This window comes from Ellagibacter sp. (genome assembly GCF_048412355.1).
Taxonomy (GTDB): Bacteria; Actinomycetota; Coriobacteriia; order Coriobacteriales; family Eggerthellaceae; genus Ellagibacter.
In genome coordinates this window covers 1-18467 of the sequence record NZ_DBFSAP010000017.1, presented here as the reverse complement: position 1 = coordinate 18467, position 18467 = coordinate 1, and the positions used below count along the sequence as shown (strand labels likewise).

Below are 18467 nucleotides of genomic sequence, written 5' to 3'. Positions count from 1 at the left end.
ACAAGCCCTCCCCTTCCGGGGAAGCCTGTCCCTGCGGCTGCAATCGCGAGGAGACATCCTGCCTGTTCGACGAGATGCCCGACGAAGAGCTCCTCTACGACCTGGCCGATCTGTTCAAAGTGTTTGCCGACACCACGCGCATCAAGATTCTCTACGCGCTCATGGGGCACAGCCGCTGCGTCGCGGACATCGCCGAGATCGTCGGCGCAACGCAAAGCGCCGTGTCGCATCAGCTGCGCACGCTGAAGCAGGCCCGCCTCGTGAAATTCCAGCGTGACGGCAAAAACGTCATCTACTCGCTTTCCGACAACCACGTCTACACCATGCTCGCCCAAGGCATGACGCACATCTGCGAATAATAAGGAACCGACCGAATTCCGGCTCACATAAATCCCGAGGAAAGGACTCCCCCCATGCGTAAGTCGTTCAAGCTCGAAGACCTCGATTGCGCCAACTGCGCAGCCAAGATGCAGGACGCTATCAGCAAGATGCCCGGCGTCGAGAAGTGCACCGTCAACTTCATGATGCAGAAAATGACGCTCGTCGCCGACGACGCCCGTTTCGACGAAATCCTCGACGAGGCCCAAAAGACCATCCACAAGTTCGAACCCGACTGCAACATCGTCCGCTAATTCGGCCCCGACGCAAAGCAGTCCAAGTCGTCTGCGACGGCGCGTCAAAGCGACAGGTCGAATAAACAATCCCTCTCGCTTTTCAAGCAGAACCTGCCAAGAAGGCGAGACGGCTGCCTATCACGATTAAGCTCCCCACCAACTAACTCTTCGGCTGGGGCAATGGGATGGCATCTCGGCGACTCTTGAAAGCCATATAACGCGCGCGAAGCGCGCCGTATAAAGCATGAAAGAGCGCAGCGCATGAGGCGAAACGCAAAGCGTTTCGCCGAACAGCGAAGCGGGGAGCCGAGATGCCATCCCATTGCCCCAGCCGAAGAACGGACAGGCCTACCACCTATGAACAAAAAACAGATCAAATGGCGCAACCGCATCATTGTCGCGCTCATCATCTTCTTCGTCGTCTTCGCGGCAACGGAGTTCCTTCCGCTTGACGCGTGGCTCGGCAGCGAGACGAACGCCGTATACCTCGAGTTCGCGCTCTTCCTCATCCCCTACCTCATCGCCGGCTACGACGTCATCATCAAAGCCGTCAAGAACATCGGCCACGGCCAGGTCTTCGACGAGAACCTCCTCATGACCATCGCGACCGTCGGCGCGTTCGCCATGGTGTTTTTCCCTGAAACGGGGCCGCACATGGCAGAAGGCGCCGCGGTTATGCTGTTCTACCAGGTGGGAGAGCTCTTCCAGAGCTACGCCGTCGGTAAAAGCCGCAAATCCATCGCCGACATGATGGACATCGCGCCCGACTACGCGAACATCATGCAGGACGGCGAGCTTATCGAGGTCGACCCTGACGAGGTGGAAGTCGGCGACGAGATCATCGTGAAGGCGGGCGAGCGCATCCCCATCGACGGCATCGTCGTGAAAGGCGCGTCCCAGCTCGACACCGCGGCGCTCACCGGCGAAGCCGTTCCGCGCGTCGTCGAAGAGGGCGCCGAGGTGTTCTCCGGCTGCGTGAACCTGACCGGCGTGCTCACTATCCGCACGACGAAACCCTTCGACGAATCGACGGTCAGCCGCATCCTTGAGCTTGTCGAGAATGCCTCGGAGAAGAAGGCGCGCACCGAGAACTTCATCACGCGCTTCGCCCGCTACTATACGCCGATCGTCGTCATCGTAGCGCTGATCCTCGCCGTTGCCCCGCCGCTTCTCGGCGCTGGCGCCTGGTCGGACTGGATCTTGCGCGGGCTCACGTTCCTTGTCGTGAGCTGTCCCTGCGCGCTCGTCATCTCCGTGCCGCTGTCGTTTTTCGGCGGCATCGGCGGCGCCTCGAAGTGTGGCATCCTTGTGAAGGGGTCTAACTACCTCGAGACCCTCGCCAAGGCCGAGACCGTCGTCTTCGACAAGACGGGCACGCTCACCAACGGCACCTTCAACGTCGTCGCCGTCCATGCGGAGGCGGGCGTCGACCCCGATCTCGTCCTTTCCTTCGCAGCATATGCCGAGACGTACTCCGACCATCCCATCGCGCTGTCGGTGAAGGCCGCCTACACGGGCGAGATCGACCGCGCGCGCATCAAAGACGTCAAAGAGGAAAGCGGGCATGGCGTTCGCGCCCAGGTCGATGAGCACATCATCGCCGTCGGCAACGAGAAGCTCATGATGGCAGACAACATCGCCTGGCACGAGTGCGAGCTTACGGGGACCATCCTGCACGTCTCGCTCGACGGTTCCTACATCGGCCACATCGTCATCGCCGACGTCGTGAAGGACGACGCCGCGGAGGCCATCGCAAACTTGAAGGCGGCCGGGGTGAAGCGCACCGTCATGCTCACCGGCGACCGCGAAGACGTTGCGCGCGCCGTCGCCGAGAAGCTCGGAATCGACGAATACCGAGCCTCGCTTCTCCCACAGAACAAGGTCGAGGAAGTCGAGCGGCTCATCAACGACACATCGAGCAAGGGCACGCTCGCGTTCGTGGGCGACGGCATCAACGACGCGCCGGTGCTCACGCGCGCCGACATCGGCATCGCCATGGGGGCGATGGGTTCGGATGCCGCCATCGAGGCCGCCGACATCGTGCTCATGGACGACAGGCCCTCCGACATCGCGCGCGCCATTCGCATCGCGCGCAAGACAATGGGCATCGCCTGGCAGAACATCATCTTCGCACTGGGAGTGAAGCTCATCGTGCTCATCTTGGCTGCGCTCGGCATCGCCAACATGTGGCTCGCCGTGTTCGCCGACGTGGGCGTCGCAATCATCGCCATCCTGAACGCGATGCGCTGCATGAGCGTGAAAAACCTCTAGGAACCAAAACAGTTCGGCAACGCAACCAGGCGCGGGATGCCCTCAGGGCCATCCCGCGCCTGTAAAGTTATCCCTTCGCCTGAGCGCCCTTGAGCTCAAACGGCATCGGGTCGTCCTGCCCGCGCCAGTTCGCAACATCGAACTGGCAAGTCCAGTGCCCCACTGCACGTATGGCGAGGGCGCAGGCCAACACGCCGAGAAACGCTGCGAGCAGAGCGATTGCCAAAGCGACCAGTATCAAAATCATCGCTGCCGCCACGATGAGCAAGAACGAGGCGTCGTTCGCAGAAGCCCCCATGTTCGCGAAAAACGACACGCAGAGGATGCCGGCGAAGATCACGACGGAGATCGCAAGGGCAATGGCGATGCCCACGACGATCGAGACGATTAGCCACATGCCGAGTATGCGAAGGATTCCCTTGAAATCGTGGCGCATCATCGCCCAAATTCGCGAAACCTGGAAGCCCGCAGAGAGGCGTCCGTAAATCGACATCCGCATCGTGCCGACCCACTTGAACAAGGTGACGATGAACGAAACCGCACACAGCACGGCAAACGAGAACAACGACAAAAGCCCCGACACCAAGCCGAGGGGCGCAACCGTCTGGTAAATCGAGTGGACATCTCCCCAGACGAACGCCGAACCAGCGAAACTTCCCGACGAAATCAGGCCACCCACGCTCTGGAGCACGCTCATCACCACAGCGCACACCACAGCGATCACTGCCGCAAAGAAACCTCGCGAATACAGCGTCCCATCGGCGTTCTCGAAGATTCTTTCAGGAAGTGGGGCGTGCACGCCCCACGCCATATCGCGCGCCCATCCCCACAGATAGCCCGCAATCACGATCCAACCGAACACGGGGATAAAGGATAAAAGCGCCAAAAGGAGAATGCGCGTTACCCAATGCGGCGACTGGGTAACATCGCTCCATGCCGTCTTGAAATACCCTCGCTGCATCGGTTGCTCCTTTCTCGGTCGGTCCCACTATAGGGCATCGGCATGACAAAGCCGCGCGCCCGTTACCAGGGCGTAACCGAGAGAGGCGCAGCAGAGCGCATCACCGCCATCTCCCCGATGCAATCGAAGGAGAAGCCTCGAAGAAAGGCGCGAGGGACATCAAGGGGAAACGGCGGCGGCCAGGTCAGGCTCTCCTCGCCGCCTCTTTTTCGATACCGAAGACAACTGCGAGCAAAAACTATGTCAGGAACTTCTTCGTCAGGCCGGCTCGTGTTTGCGTATCGGTCTTCTTGTAGATGGAAGTCAGATGCTTTTGCAGCATGCGGAGCGAGATATCCATCTCGGATGCGATTTCCTTGAGAGCCCGCTCGTCGGCGGTGACAAGAACAAGCACCTCAGCCTCGCGCGGCGTCAAGCCGTATTCCTCAACGAACGCCGTCGGGTCGACCGCAGAACGCGCCTCCCCTTCAAGCACCGCGTCAAGGCGAAAGGCCCCCGAGGCAAAAAACACGATGATAATCGCCACGAACAAAACTATGCAGACCGCGACCATGAGGATGAGGCCCCCCGTCTGGATAAGGGCCAAGGAAGGCGCGACTATCACGAAAGCGCAAGCGTTGTTGATCGCGCGGCCCATTCCCGCCCACAGGGCAGGCCGCCGCGTTTTCGGCGCCATAAGCATGAAACTCGCCGTGAAATAGGTGACGAAGAAGCCGGAAGCGAGGTAGAACAGGACAAGTCCCCAGAACAGACCGCCATTCGTTTCGGCTGCAAGGATGGCGATGGTCGAGAGCAGAAGCACGCAGAACATGATAAAGTTCATATAGCGGCGCTGCCGTATATCGAATAGCGCGCCAGCCGCGATGGCGCTTACCGCAAGGAGAAGCCTTGGCCAGCTTCCCACGTCAAGATCCCCACCGGCGTCCGCGAGCGTAACGATGTTGTCGAGCGTTACGAACATGAGCGAGACGAGCGCCACGATTACCGAAAGCCAGAGGGCGCCCCGAAGGGAAGCGCTTGGGCAAGTCGCTCGCGCGCCTAACGCATTCGAAACGTTTTTCCCGCTCAGCTTGTCACGCACATCCCGCTCGCTTGGCATCGGCCCACCTGAGACCCGGGTCGCACCGTCGCAGCGTCCGCCCGCAAAGCATCGACGGCAAACCACAAGGAGCGCAGCTGCGCCGACGGCGAGAGCGATCGATGCTGCAAGGCGATCCGAGAACGCCGCGTTGGCGACGAACTGCATGGCGATTCCCGCGGCGTAGGCAATCCCAACCAACAGCGCGGCATGATTGAACCCCGCAATCTTGCGAGACGCCGCCCAATGGACAGCTCCTCCCAAGACTCCCAGCAAATAGAAGCAAATCGCACCGATGAACTGCATCAACAGCAGGCTAGACTGGGCGAACAGGACAGCGATGCCGTCAAATCCCACAACCATAGACGCAATCGAGCAACCCAAACGCACCCTTCGCGGCGTTCGGGAAAAAGGCTCGAAACAGCAAAAGCCCACAGCACTCGCGCCGAGTATCATGCCCTGGTTCAAAACGACATCGGCCGGGGACATGAAGCTGGCGAGCGTCGCATCGAAGAAATACTCGCCACCGAGAAAGACGAAGTAGAACAGGGCAAGCGCCATCAATTCCCAAGCATGTGTTTTGAGGCTGGCGGTCATGAGCTCCTGTGCGCGAGGCGATAGTTGAAAACTGCTTCCCCATTATACCAATGGCGAGCGAATATCGAGGAAGGACGGGGACACTATCCGCAACTGGCGCCTCGATCGTCGGAGATACTCATTAGCTTCCTACAGGTCTATGAGAACCCCGTGTCGGGCCGCACCCACTTCCCGTCATTTTCCTATTTCTGAATACCGCCAGCTCAGAGGTTTGCAAGAACGCCTGGTTCGCATAGACGAACCTTCCCGCCCGATACCCGTCAAGGCAAACTTGATTATGTATGAGCAGGACCACGCGCGAACGTTCTCGGAGAGGAGCAATCATGCCGCAGAAGAGAAGAAGACACTCCCGGTCCCTTGCCAAAATCGGAGCCTCGGCGCTCTCCCTTTTGCTCGTCGCGAGCATGTGGCCCGGCATAGGGTTTGCCGACGACGTCCAAGCGGGAAGCGGCGAACCGGAGAACGCCCAGCAAGAAGCAGCGCCAAGCGAGCCCTCCCCCCTTGGAAAGGTCACCATTCCCGAAAACTCATTCGGATACGACAGCCAAATCAGCCTAGCCAGCCAAAACGAGGGCAAGGAGGGAGCTTCGACAACCGGCGAAGGCAACGCATCCGCCGATGGCTCCGCCCAAGCAGCTGGGGAAGGTGTCGCATCCGAAGCGGGCGTAACCCCGGAAGAGGCCGATCCCATTGTCCCAAAGGGGGATACCGGAATCGGCCCGAACCCTTTCAAAGCAGAGGCAAACGCGCAGCCTGTCGCCAATTACCCGAACTACGATAAGTACGACGAGACGTCCGACCCCGGCCTAAACGCCACCCTGTGGAAAACGTCCACCGGCTGCGAGGGAATCAAGAAGTGGGCAGGCACGCTCATCCAGGATAACGGCTATTGGGACCAGCCAGGATGGAGCTTCGAGTGCGGATGGAGCGCACCGGATCCCCCTCACCCAGCAGAAGTCTACGGACGCGTGGAGCACGGTTACTCCAACACCGTTGACGGCACCGAACAAGATGTGGTCTTCGCAGAAGGCGATGCTGGCCTCACCTCGCTCGATCTGAGCGCTGTCTTCGACGGCAGCTATGACGTGTACATGAGCTATGGGGCGTTTGAGTACAACCAAATCGAGTCCCTCACGATCCCCAGCTTCGTGAAGTCGCTCGGCGAGAGCAGCTTCAAGCAGGACGGCACGTTCCCCCGCCTCTCGTCCCTCACCTTCGAAACCGACGCGCAAGGAAACGGCATCGAGGAGATTGGGTATGGAGCGTTTCAGAGCTGTGACACCTTGGCCGGGCAAGAGATGATCGCACTCCCGTCGTCGCTCAAATATCTTGACGGCGGGGCATTTTCGTATTGCGGGGCTCTCAACGTGAGACTTGACAATTCCGACATCCGCTTCGGTGACAAATCTTCAGACGGCGAGACCCCCAGCTGCCCCTTCGACGAGGGGACGACCATCTACGCCTATAAATACAAGTCGGACGGCACCGAATCAGATCCTTACCGGCTCTCGCAAAGCCACAGCGGCAATATCTACCACTACGTTTGGATCGACAAGGTCGCCATCGAGGGAGCAATCGAGCTTCCTGCCGGCGTAAGCGCGCAGGATGTCGCAATCACGCTCGAGCAAGGGGAAACCACCCCTATCACGTTAAACGACGACGGCACGTTCTTATGCAATAGCGCTCTTCAGGCAGTCGAAGCCGTCGTGTCCATTCGCATCCCCGGGTATTACGAAGCGACGTTCGGCAGATCGGCATCGCTTATGCAAGGCGCCTGGAACCTCGGCACGATTTCTGCCGGCACTTTTAAGGAAGTTCCCGCAACTCGCTCCTTCACCCTGAGCATCACGCAGAAGACGGGCCAGAAGGACGAATACGGCAACGACACGCTCGCCTCCATCACGGACCAATCGAAGCTCTCATATACCCTAAAGCGCAACGGCGTTAATCTGACCTGCGGAGAAAACGGAGACTATGAGATTCAAGGCGGCAGGCTCGTCCTATCCGAAGCCCTTGCCAGCGAAACGGGAATCCTCGACCAGCTCTCCTTGGAAATCGTGCCCGACGACTCGCTTAAACTCTCGTCCGCGGTCGCCGAATACGATGCGGAGTTGGGAGGCTTCAAGGCAACCCTCCCCTCGTGGGGAGACGTCGCCATCACCACCAACGCATCGTTTATCGGTCGAAGTCACGTCATGGTCTTCGATGGCATCGACGAGAATTCTCGTTGCGTCTTCGACGACTACTCCTCGGTCAGCTGGCAAAACAGCCAAACCGACCCAAGCTGGATCGCGCAAACTGGGAAATTAAAGCAAGGCACCTACACGATTGTCGCCTTCAAACCAACCGACACGGAGTTCAGTGCGCCGAAGCTTCACTCGATCGACGGGCTTGGAGTCCCTTATGCGCAAACGACTGTCGAGGTCAACGACGATGAAACGACGCATGTCGAGCTCGGTGTCCCTGACTTCGATATGCAGTATGCGCTCGCGAAGATGGGCGTTAAATCAGCAAGCGCGAAGGTGTCCGCAAGCACGATCGTCGTCGGTGTCGAAATGATCGTCGAGGTCAACTTCGAGATAGAAGAGTGGGCAGGCACTCGCATCTCGCTCGATATCCCCTCCTCGGACTACTATTCCGATGCCGCCAGCGCCGCCTTCAAAGACGGCGGTCAGGCATATGTCGACAGCCAACAGGAATGCCTCTGCATCGATATCCCGCAGGAGGTAACGTCCGATACGCTCTATATCGCCCTTATCCCGGAAAAGGAGAAATCGTACTCCATTCCCGTTTCCCTATCCAACAACGGGCGCACAACCCACATCGGCAATCTCTTCTTCCAGGCATTGGGAACCTACGTCCAAGTACAAGGCGATTGTGTGGCTCTGGCAGGAAACATCGCCACCGCATATGCCGCGCCCTATTCCGACGTCGAGCTCTTCATCGGCGGACAGAGCGTCGGGATGGGAACCACCAATTCCCTTGGCCGCGCAAACATCTCGTTCGACATCCCTGAGGACACAGCGAGCGGCCTTTTGCACGGCGACAACGTGAAGATCGAGATAGCAGCAGGAGAATCGACCAACTACACGAACTGCGCCTACCGCCCCGCAGCGCAAATATGGTCCTTCAAGATCACGAACAAGGGGGAAACCCAGAATCGAATCACCGAAGGAAAGGAAAACGACGAATACCTGACAGTCCGGCACCAGCTCCTTTCGAGCCAGTGTGCATACTGGACGTTCGATGTCACGGTGAAGACCAACGGACAGGACATCAACGCAGAAAAGATGCTCATGATGTACGTTGAGTGCGCAGACGGGAACACCGTGCTCGTCCCGCTCAACCTGAAGTCAAGCTCGGGCGATGAGATGCGCTTTGTTGGCGAATACGTCGATGAAGCCTACCTTAACTTCCTCGACACCTATTCGGGATCCAGCATCGCCGCGACCTCAGAGCTAGAGCAGGCAGGCGTTTTCATCCCCGAAAGCTACCATTTCAGCAGCTTCTCCCTCTCCTACAAAGCGAACCTCGACGACCTCGATGACGAGGATTACCAAAAGCGCATCAAGGAGCGCGCCGAGCAGGAGGCAAGCGAACGCCAGGCGTACCTGACGGCAATCCAGGAAGAGTACATGAAAAACGGCGGTAACAGCGAAGCCGAGGCGATAGCCGAGCAGACCGACGCCATGCTCGGCGCGATTGTCGATACCCTGAAATCGCGCGACGACGCGAACAGCGCCGAGGTGCAGGCGGCCATCGCGGATATCGAGGCCTTGCGGCCCAATTTTCAAGACATCACCGGCCGCCTGTTCGAGCCGACGGAAGATGACTGGATTCCCAACATCGAAAAACGCTTCTACACAGGAGAATTCGTGAGCCTTGAGACGCCCTCACTACCTTCCGATGGGGACATCGCAGCCTGGGCGGAGGCTTTAGGGACAACCGAGGAAGAGCTTAAAGCCGACCTCATCCAGTTTGATCAAGCAATGATCCAAGACGCAGCGATCGCCAGGGAAACGCAGCGGACGTTCTCCCGCGCAATCGACAACATGAGCGAGAAGCTCGGCGTCGGCAAGCCGAGCGAGTCGGGATCTCCCTACACCTTCATGGACGATAACCTCGAAAAACACCTGAATGGGTCCTTGACCGTATCCGATAGCGACACGACCAAGGGCGACCTCATCTTCTCGTCGACGCAGGGTCGTTTCACCGGGGAGATGTTCGTAACCGATTCTCAGAGGAACGGCACGGGCGGGAAGACCCCCGGCATCTTTACGGGATTCTCCACACGCGTGACGGAAACCGCCCCCGAAGGCGTGAGCGCGAGCCCAGGAACCAGGGGGATTTCCCTTGAGGGCAAGCCAGGCGACAATACCCGTGTGTCGAGCTATACCGCCGACTTCGACGCCAACCACGAGCACCACGACGGTGCAGTAGTCGATGCTCTTTGGGGTGCAGGCTTAAATGTCATAGGGGCAGGATTGGACGAAATCTCGCAACCGGCAGGCGAATGGGCAGCAAGCAAGCTGGTCGGCAAGGTTCTTCCGAACCAGCTGTTCCTGAGCAGGCATATCGTCAACTGGAACCCCATCATCAACAAGATCAACACGTACTCCAACCTGAACCTCGCCCGAATCGAGGCGCAAACGACCGCCTCCGCGGCGAGCATCTCGCAGCAGATTCAGGGCAGCATATCCGCGATCGCCCTCGCGGGAAATATCGTGGGAATGAATCGCACGACGGACTCCTGGTGCTCTTCTATGAGCGAGCTTGGCGACATCGAGTCCGATATCGAGCAGATCAACTCGTGGATTCTCTACTACAAGCAGGTCAACCCCTGCGACAGCGACTGCACCCGCTGTCTCAACGCGCTCTTCGCCGAGCGGGACGCGGCCGAAAAGTACCGCGATTACGTGAAGGCGGATGACGACCACAACTGGTTCGATATCAAGACGAACCTCTGGTCCTCCTTCCTCAATGCCGCTGCCAGCGCCTGCTCCATCAGCAGCTACTCCGCAGGAACCGGCAAGGTTGCAGACGTGATGAACAAGGGATTCGTCGCGCTGGACGTCACGTCCACGAGCGTGCATCTATACCGAGCGCCTTGGATGGACGCAGCAAAGAACGAGTACCTCGAGGCAAAGGCCTACCGCGAAAGCGTCTGCAAGAGCACGAAGAAGAAGATTCAGGATGAGAAGGAAGAGATTGCAAGGCTTCGCAGCCTCATCGACTGGGATCGCTTCTACGGATCGAAGATCATCATCGACCCTTCGGGAATCGTCTACGAGGGCGTGACCTCGAATACCGTCGAGGGCGCAACGGCCACTATCTACCACGCCGACGATGCCCAGGGCACGGGCGCCGCCCCTTGGAACGCAGCCGATTACGAGCAGGTAAGCCCGCAGGTGACCCGCGCCGACGGCTGCTTCCAATGGAACGTCCCCACCGGCTACTACCAAGTCCGCGTCACGAAGGACGGCTATACGGCCGCCCAGACCGAATGGCTCAGAGTCCTACCCATCAGAACAGGGCTCGAGATTCCTCTTGTATCGACTGCGGCGCCGGAAGCGAGCGCCGTCCGAGCCTACCCCGATCGAGTGGAGCTTGAGTTCAGTCAGTATATGAAGACGAGCTCAAAGGTGAGTATCGACGGTTTGGGCGATGCGGTCCGCGATACCACCTGGTCGGGCGTAGAGACATCCCCTGAGGGTGTTGAGCTCGCAAACATGCTGACCATCTATTTGAGCGAGCCGCTCGAGGAGGGGGCGACGATAACACTTACCCTGCAGGGCGCAGAAAGCTACAACGGTCAGATGCTCGGCGGGCAATCCGGATGGACGCAGGATCTGACCGTCGCAAAGCACCCTGCGAAGTTGTTCGCCAACTACGAAAACGCGATATCCGTGCAAAGCGGCGAGACTGCCAACGTCGTCGTGAACGTGGCATATGCCGATGGCTCCCCCGTCGAGATGCAGGGCGTCACCGTCACCATCGGTTCCGACAGCATCGCAACGCTCTCGGGAGCCCAGACCGGATCGCGCGAGATTCACTTGACAACCGACGCAGAGGGTAAGGCGACTTTCCTCTTAACCGGAGATTTGCCTGGCCTTACGCAACTGGCCATCTCCGCCGACGGCACGCCGCTCTCCAAGACGCTCGACGTCCGTACAACCTCGGAGGAGAGTCAGCCCACAAGGCCAACCGCCGAAATAGCATCCTTCACGTTCGGTCCCACGTCCCCGAAGGAGAACAGCGCTACGGTGCCGATGGGCTCGATGCTTATTCTGTCAACGCCGACGGAAGGCGCAAGCATCTACTACACCACCGACGATACCTGCCCGTGCAAGCCGGAGGGCTCACGAAAGCTCTACACCGGGCCGATTCCCGTGAACAGCAGCGCGAAGTATCGTATTGCCGCATATAAGGATGGCATGTCGTTCGACAACTACAGCGAACGACTCAACCTGACCTTGACCGTCGTGGATTCAGGACCCGTAACTCCTCCCACGCCCGATCCCCCCGACGTGCCTGTATTCCCCGATGTGGATTACAGCGAATGGTACGGTGACGCGGTGACCTTCATCGCGAGCAAGGGCCTCATCACTGGTTACACCGACGGTCCACAAGCGGGTCTTTTCGGCATAGGCGACACGCTCACCCGCGCACAATTTGCGACAATCCTGTGGCGCAACGCCTGTCCCGACGAATATGCAACGTACGACCCCACGACAGCCGTGGACACGACGGGAATTGAGGGATCGGCCAGCGGAATGTACTACACTGCAGCCGCTAACTGGGCAGTCAGGGAAGGCATCATCACCGGCTTTGAGCAGCCAGATGGCACGTTCGACTTCGCCGCCGACAAACCTGTCTCCTTCGAGCAGATGATGACCATCATCGCACGAACCTACGCCTCCTTAAACGATCCCGCGGCGGAAGGCGACCTGTCCGCCTTCGTCGACGGCGCCGACGCGAGCGAGTGGTCGTTCCGAGCCCTCGCGTGGGCGCACGGAAGAGGCCTTGTCACAGGATACGATGAACCTGATGGCAAGTACCTGCGCCCTGGCGAGCCCGTCAAACGCGAGCGCGCGGCGATGGTGCTCATGCGCGCCTTCCAGCTTGGCATCATGGAGTAGAGCGTCCTTAAGTCCCCTCGGGGAGGGATTGCCCTCCCCGAGGATTGACGCTCAACTATCGATGATGCGGTGAATGCAAGTTTGCCTGAACAACATCAGCAGCAGCCTCGAAGCCAGCCCCATGTCGAGAGGCACGCTCGCGGCTAGTCGATTTCAACCCGTTGCGCTGCACCATTTTCTGCGCAAAAAAAGACCCTCCCGAAGGAGGGTCTTTCTAACTGCGAATCTAAAAAGAGTCGAGTTACTTGAGGGTGACAGCAGCGCCAGCCTCTTCGAGCTTGGCCTTGATTTCCTCAGCCTTGTCCTTGGCAACGCCTTCCTGGATAGCCTTAGGAGCGTTCTCGACAACTTCCTTGGCTTCCTTGAGGCCGAGACCGGTGATCTCGCGGACAACCTTGATGACAGCGATCTTGTTGTCGCCGAAGCCCTCGAGGACGACGTCGAACTCGGTCTTCTCCTCAGCAGCAGCAGCGCCAGCAGCCGGAGCAGCAGCAACGGCAACAGGAGCAGCAGCGGACACGCCAAAGGTCTCCTCGATGTCCTTCACGAGCTCGGAAGCCTCGAGCAGGGACATCTCCTTCAGAGCCTCAATAATCTCTTCGCGAGTAACAGCCATGTTAGTTTCCTTTCAAAGGGGCCGGGACCTTCCCAGCCGAATGTTTTCGTTACGCGGCGTCTCTCAGGCCGCATGAGCTGATGCTAGGCAGCTTCCTTCTGGTCGGCCACAGCCTTGGTGACCTGAGCCAGACCGCGCGGCACGCCAGCGATGGCGGTCGCGAGACCCTGAGCCACACCGTTGATAGCAGCAGCGATGTGAGCGTAGAGCTCTTCGCGGGAAGGCAGAGAAGCGATAGCTTCCACCTCGGCAGCAGAAACGGCAGCGCCGTCCATGATGCCACCCTTGATCTCGAGAACGTCGTTGCTCTTGGCGAACTCCTTGACAGCCTTAGCAGCAGCCGCCACGTCGTCACCGCAGAACACGAACGCGCTCGGACCCTGGAGCATATCGTCGAGCGTCGGCAGCTCGGCGTCAGCCAGAGCGATGTGCATGAGGGTGTTCTTGTAAACCTTCATGACAGCGCCGGCCTCACGCACGCTGCGGCGAAGCTCCTGGATCTGCTTCACCGTAAGGCCGCAGTAATCCACGACCCACACCGCGGAAGTAGCCTCGAGGTCCGCCTTGACGTTGGCGAGCATTTCTTGATTCTTTGCGTTGGGCATTCGTACACCTCCTTTTCCTCAAACTCGAGTTCCGCCCCTTGGGGTGGAGCCGCGTTCGAAGAAACGAAAACGACCCCCACCGTCACAGGACAGCAGGGGTCGTCAAAGCTCAACGCTTAGATAACCACCTCGGCGGGCCGCATTTTCATGCGATTAAACCTTTCGGTGCCTGCTGTCTTGGGCAGCGGAACAATTTCATCTTGCACTGCTTTTATGCAGCCCTTATATGATACGCATCTACACCGTGGTGTCAACGCTTTTCTGCTCAGGCCCCGCCGTCTTCACACTGTCGATAGATTGAGCGGGAAATGCCGTCGTGCCAGCATCGATGTAGGTGAAGGAAATCTCATCGCCAGCCGAGTAGGCAACAATCTCGAGCATACCGGGCAGCGGGAAATCGTAGATCGAGGAATCGCCCTGAAGCGTCACATAGTAGTGAGAATTCCCCTCGATGACCGCCTGCGCCATCGTCGCGATGATGCCCTTGGCCTGCTTCACGTCCGTCGGCATGGAATCTCCCGTGTCGACGCCGTTCGTCGCGAGAAGGGCCTCGTAGGACTTTTGACACTCCGCGACCGTATCGCCAACCGCCACGTTCTGGTAGCGCTGGATGTCGATCATCGCGAACTTCTTCACGAGTCCCGCGCTGTCCTTGAGCGCCATGAAGTACGTCGGTTGGTTCGCCACGTTGATAAGTAGCGGGAACGTTGCCGTGTAACGCAGATTCTGAACCTGGCCCTCGGCGGATTGCATCGCCGACTCTTCCGTAGCGCCCGCAACCGAATAGAAGTGCGACTCGGCCGTGCGCTGATTCACCAGCACGAACCCGACGATGGAGTTGTCGGCCGTCGCCGAAGTGACGCCGGTGTAGACCCACACGTCGTCGTCTTTCGCGATGTAGTTGTAGCCAACGTTTCCGTCGGTACCGGGAGTGGTCTGAACCACGTTCTTCTGGCCGAGCCAGCTATTGAGCCAACCGTCCTTGTAGGCGCCCGACCAGTTGTACTGCTCGATCAGAAGCTCTGCAGGATATGCGCGGTCTACCCATTCAGGCACCTCATCGATCGAGATGTCGGTGCACTCGCCCGTCGTCGCGTTCACCATGACGACGCGGTCGATGGTCGTACCTCCGAACAGGCCGATCGTACGCTTCTGCACGGGGCAGATCCACCACGGGTGGCCATCCTCGTCGATCTCGAACGACTTCTCGTCAAACATGTAGAAGGGGTACTTCAGCTGCACGTAACGGTCGATGTTGCGCGCAAGCGGCTCTGACTGGGAATAGAAGATGGCGTTGTCGCCGAGCGTCACGATTTGCGCATCTTGCGTTGTCATGTCAACAAGCGCATACGCAGGAATGCCCGTGCCACGGTTGGTGAACCACTTGAACAGGTCGGCATACCCGAGCGGGCTCACACGAACCGGCGTTCCCTGGTAGTTGATCTGGCTGTAAAGCGAAGAGATCTCGAACTGGCTGACGTACTCGGGAATCGACCCCATCTCGCGATTACCGAGAAGAATCGCGGAATCACGGTCGATCACTGGAATCTCGGAGTAGTTCACCTCCTGAATGTCGGAGGCGAAATCGTGGTCGACGGTATTGAGCACCGTGGCGTATTTCGCCGCGTTGCCCGGGAAAAGCGACAGCGACATCAGCGCACCGATAATGCCCACGCAAGCGACGGCGACGGGGATGAAGGAGAGCACCTTAAACGTCTTCGCCTTGCCCTCGTTGCGCTCGGCGCGCTTACCCTTCCCCTCCTTGTAATTCGAGGAGCGCACGCGGAAGAACAAAAACGTCGGCAGCAAGATGAACACCGCAATGAAGAACCAGGTGTCAACGCTATGGATGTTGATAGGCGGATGGAACCACCAATAGGCGGCAAGAATAACGACAATAAGCACGATGACCGCAACGATAATCGCCTTCTTGCTCCACGATTTCATGTTCTCGATGACGTGCGGCATCTCGACATGCGGCGCCTTCGGCCCATCCGACCCGCGAGAAGACCCCGCGTCGGCAGCCTTGGCCGAGTCGTCCGCATCGGAGCCGCCGCCAAAAGGCGAGCCGAACGAATCGGTATTCATGCCGGATTGCTTAAGCGCCTCGAGCAAAGCGTCAAGTCCCGATGATTGCTTCAAACGTATCCCTCCTTGATAAGGTAATTTTCCCCACTATACACGAAAATGCCCAGTCCCTCGCGAGACCGAGCATTTCCGTTACCGTCCTTTTACCATCGAGAAGATGGTGAGTGCGATCTACTTAGCGAGAGCCGCGACCAGCGCATCGGTGAACTCCGTGCAGCTCGCCGCAGGCTTGTCGGAACCCGTCAGATTACGAATATCGCCCGTCAGGCATTCGCCAGCGGCGTAAACTTCGGTGACCGCGCGACGAATACGGGCCGCAGCTTCGAGCTCGCCGAGATGGTCGAGCATCATCGCGGCAGAGAGGATCTCCGCCGTGGGGTTCGCCTTGTTCTGCCCCGCGATATTGGGAGCAGAGCCATGAACCGCCTCGAACACGGCATATTCTTTGCCGATATTCGCACCCGGGGCAATGCCCAAGCCACCGACAAGACCCGCTGCCAGGTCACTTGCAATATCGCCATACAGGTTCGGGAAGACGACGACATCGAACTGCGAGGGGTCGGTGACCATGTTCATGCAGAAGGCGTCAATGATGCGGTCGTCGAAGTCGACGCGACCCTCATATTCCTTGGCCACCTCGCGCGCGACGCGAAGGAACAAACCATCGGAGTACTTCATGATGTTTGCTTTGTGAGCAGCGGTAACCTTCTTGCGACCGTGCTTCAGCGCATACTCAAACGCATATCGAACAATATCCTGCGAAGCAGTAACCGAAATCGGCTTGACGGAGATGCCAGAGTCGGGGCGAATAGTGCCCGCACCCTCTTTCGCGCAAAGGTCGATCAGCTTCCGAGCGCCTTCGGAGCCTTCCTCGAACTCGACGCCAGCATACAAATCCTCGGAATTCTCGCGGACAATCACCAAGTCAACGTTGTCGTAACGACCACCAGCACCGGGAAGCGAAACGACGGGGCGCAGGCAAACATAAAGGCCGAGCGTCTTGCGAAGCGCAACGTTCACGCTACGAAAACCAGTGCCAACGGGAGTCGTGATTGGCCCCTTGATGGCGACTTTGTTGCGCTTGACAGCCTCAATGGTGGAATCAGGAAGCGGGGTGCCCTCGGTTTCAAGGCAATGCGCGCCTGCCTCAGCAATCTCCCAATCGATTTCCGCACCACAGGCCTCGACAACGCGCTGCATAGCGGCCGAAGTCTCAACGCCGATTCCATCACCGGGAATCAAGGTCACCGTATGACGAGCCATAGCTCCTCCTCACAAACCCGTCGCAAACGCGACTTAAACGAATACGCTTCAAGGATAAGCATAGAAAAGAACGTCGGATGTTACATTGTAGTCGACGGCACAAATAGGCTAGGACAGGTTCTCGACGATGGTCGTCGCCTTCCGTCTCAAGGCGCCGCGCCCGTTCTTCGAGTCGAACAACATCCGCTCAGCAAGCTCGGATTTCACCGGCTCCGAAAGATGCCCCGTAGAGAAATCGACAAGCGAATTCAACATATCCTGGAACTCAAGGTCGCCATGCCAGCATTGAATGCCCTCATCAACAAGCGGCCAGACACGTTCAGAATTTTGCTCGGAAATCGCGCCGAACTTGCAGAGGAATCGCATCGCAGCAAGATGCAGCGGACCGCTCTCCTCGTCGAAAAGCGCGTTCTCCGCCCCATCGATGGCGTCAATGCAAAGCGAGGCATCAACATCGCAAAGACGAGTCAGCACGTCAAGGCATTCCCAGCGCGTCTGCGCCTCAGGACGAGATAGTGAATCGACAAAAATCTGGCTATAGCCGGAAACCGCAGCGGCGTCGGAATGGGAAACCGCTGCGAGGACCTGTGCAGCCTGCTGTCGAGATCGACGCGTCCCATTTGCCAATGCATTTGCAATCTTGTCGAGCGTCTCATGGTCGGAGACGCACGACGCAGCGAGGTTCAGAACAGTTTCACTATATTCAGCCACGAAAAGTCAGTCCTCTCAAACATACACACTAAAATTAATTCATATTGTACCTGTAGATATACAAGTAAATGCAAATGAGCGGACAAACAACATGGTGAGCCAAAGAAACTCAATAATAGAAAGCGAAATAATGCTTGAAGAAAGCCTGGCAACCTTTTTGGAAACTGACAAACTTGCAGCACAGCGCAGCAAACTCGCCGTATGGCCGCAAGAAGCGCGCGAACGGTTAAAACCCGCAGCAGGATACCGTAAAAGAATAGGCGGCGATTGGATTCGGCCGGAGCCCGCGCAGGCGCTCCCAGCACGAACACGGGGAAGGGACCCCGAGCGCAAAAGAAAAAGCGCCGCCCATGAGCGGAACGCCCTATCCTCCCACGGACTTGCTCCGCAGTACTTTCGGCGAGGAGGGGCTTAACTTCCGAGTTCGGAATGGGATCGGGTGATCCCCCTCTCTACGGTTCCGCTCATGGGGGGCGCTCCCCCATGAGGCTGTGTTTTAAGGTGCCTCTTCCAGGTCCCGCGTC

At 58.5% G+C, this 18467-nt stretch carries 11 protein-coding genes, 1 rRNA gene and 1 other annotated feature; of the genes, 4 read left to right on the top strand and 8 right to left on the bottom strand.

The genetic code is table 11. From position 1 onward, the window contains the following. Positions 1-74 precede the first annotated feature (74 nt). The 3 genes from ACMRQN_RS02165 to ACMRQN_RS02155 all read left to right on the top strand — a co-directional run bounded on the left by ACMRQN_RS02165 (position 75) and on the right by ACMRQN_RS02155 (position 2885). The gene (locus ACMRQN_RS02165; protein ID WP_296062780.1) at positions 75-359 is read left to right on the top strand and encodes an ArsR/SmtB family transcription factor; all 285 of its coding nucleotides are present in this window, start codon (positions 75-77) and stop codon (positions 357-359) included. A 54-nt stretch (positions 360-413) separates the two neighbouring features. Beyond that, complete coding sequence (locus ACMRQN_RS02160) at positions 414-632, top strand: cation transporter (protein ID WP_158049572.1); 219 nt, start codon at positions 414-416, stop codon at positions 630-632. Positions 633-971: 339 nt separating this feature from the next. Then, positions 972-2885: a heavy metal translocating P-type ATPase gene (locus ACMRQN_RS02155; RefSeq protein WP_418733622.1), complete on the top strand. Its 1914-nt coding sequence runs from the start codon at positions 972-974 to the stop codon at positions 2883-2885. Positions 2886-2952: 67 nt separating this feature from the next. On the opposite strand, the gene ACMRQN_RS02150 is transcribed toward ACMRQN_RS02155, so the two are convergent. Together ACMRQN_RS02150 and ACMRQN_RS02145 are read right to left on the bottom strand one after the other, a co-directional pair. Continuing rightward, positions 2953-3846: a DUF4013 domain-containing protein gene (locus tag ACMRQN_RS02150; protein WP_418733621.1), complete on the bottom strand. Its 894-nt coding sequence runs from the start codon at positions 3844-3846 to the stop codon at positions 2953-2955. A 238-nt stretch (positions 3847-4084) separates the two neighbouring features. Then, positions 4085-5521, bottom strand: a complete 1437-nt coding sequence (locus ACMRQN_RS02145; RefSeq protein ID WP_418733620.1) for a helix-turn-helix transcriptional regulator — start codon at positions 5519-5521, stop codon at positions 4085-4087. 323 nt (positions 5522-5844) lie between these two features. On the opposite strand from ACMRQN_RS02145, the gene ACMRQN_RS02140 reads away from it, so the two are divergent. Next, positions 5845-12660, top strand: coding sequence for an S-layer homology domain-containing protein (locus ACMRQN_RS02140; protein ID WP_418733619.1), 6816 nt, complete (start codon positions 5845-5847; stop codon positions 12658-12660). Positions 12661-12901: 241 nt separating this feature from the next. Here ACMRQN_RS02140 and rplL read toward each other — a convergent pair whose 3' ends face one another. The 6 genes from rplL to rrf form a co-directional block, all read right to left on the bottom strand. Next, complete coding sequence (gene rplL, locus ACMRQN_RS02135; RefSeq protein WP_158049567.1) at positions 12902-13276, bottom strand: 50S ribosomal protein L7/L12; 375 nt, start codon at positions 13274-13276, stop codon at positions 12902-12904. Positions 13277-13359: 83 nt separating this feature from the next. Beyond that, complete coding sequence (rplJ, locus tag ACMRQN_RS02130; protein ID WP_158049566.1) at positions 13360-13881, bottom strand: 50S ribosomal protein L10; 522 nt, start codon at positions 13879-13881, stop codon at positions 13360-13362. Between the two features lie 55 nt (positions 13882-13936). Further along, positions 13937-14081: a sequence feature (ribosomal protein L10 leader region), on the bottom strand. 37 nt (positions 14082-14118) lie between these two features. Continuing rightward, entirely contained in the window at positions 14119-16023 is a 1905-nt protein-coding gene (locus ACMRQN_RS02125; protein WP_418733618.1) for a Tat pathway signal sequence, read from the bottom strand. A gap of 117 nt (positions 16024-16140) precedes the next feature. Beyond that, the gene (locus ACMRQN_RS02120) at positions 16141-17232 is read right to left on the bottom strand and encodes an isocitrate/isopropylmalate dehydrogenase family protein (protein WP_417040907.1); all 1092 of its coding nucleotides are present in this window, start codon (positions 17230-17232) and stop codon (positions 16141-16143) included. A 108-nt stretch (positions 17233-17340) separates the two neighbouring features. Beyond that, entirely contained in the window at positions 17341-17943 is a 603-nt protein-coding gene (locus ACMRQN_RS02115; protein ID WP_418733617.1) for a hypothetical protein, read from the bottom strand. 351 nt (positions 17944-18294) lie between these two features. After that, positions 18295-18409: ribosomal RNA gene (gene rrf, locus ACMRQN_RS02110) — 5S ribosomal RNA — on the bottom strand. Positions 18410-18467: the final 58 nt, after the last annotated feature.

Excerpts from the sequence above, each read along its gene's own strand:
- ACMRQN_RS02165 (WP_296062780.1), top strand. The coding sequence starts at position 75 with ATGCCCGACGAAGAGCTCCTCTACGACCTGGCCGATCTGTTCAAAGTG.
- ACMRQN_RS02160 (WP_158049572.1), top strand. The coding sequence starts at position 414 with ATGCGTAAGTCGTTCAAGCTCGAAGACCTCGATTGCGCCAACTGCGCA.
- ACMRQN_RS02155 (WP_418733622.1), top strand. The coding sequence starts at position 972 with ATGAACAAAAAACAGATCAAATGGCGCAACCGCATCATTGTCGCGCTC.
- ACMRQN_RS02150 (WP_418733621.1), bottom strand. The coding sequence starts at position 3,846 with ATGCAGCGAGGGTATTTCAAGACGGCATGGAGCGATGTTACCCAGTCG.
- ACMRQN_RS02145 (WP_418733620.1), bottom strand. The coding sequence starts at position 5,521 with ATGACCGCCAGCCTCAAAACACATGCTTGGGAATTGATGGCGCTTGCC.
- ACMRQN_RS02140 (WP_418733619.1), top strand. The coding sequence starts at position 5,845 with ATGCCGCAGAAGAGAAGAAGACACTCCCGGTCCCTTGCCAAAATCGGA.
- rplL (WP_158049567.1), bottom strand. The coding sequence starts at position 13,276 with ATGGCTGTTACTCGCGAAGAGATTATTGAGGCTCTGAAGGAGATGTCC.
- rplJ (WP_158049566.1), bottom strand. The coding sequence starts at position 13,881 with ATGCCCAACGCAAAGAATCAAGAAATGCTCGCCAACGTCAAGGCGGAC.
- ACMRQN_RS02120 (WP_417040907.1), bottom strand. The coding sequence starts at position 17,232 with ATGGCTCGTCATACGGTGACCTTGATTCCCGGTGATGGAATCGGCGTT.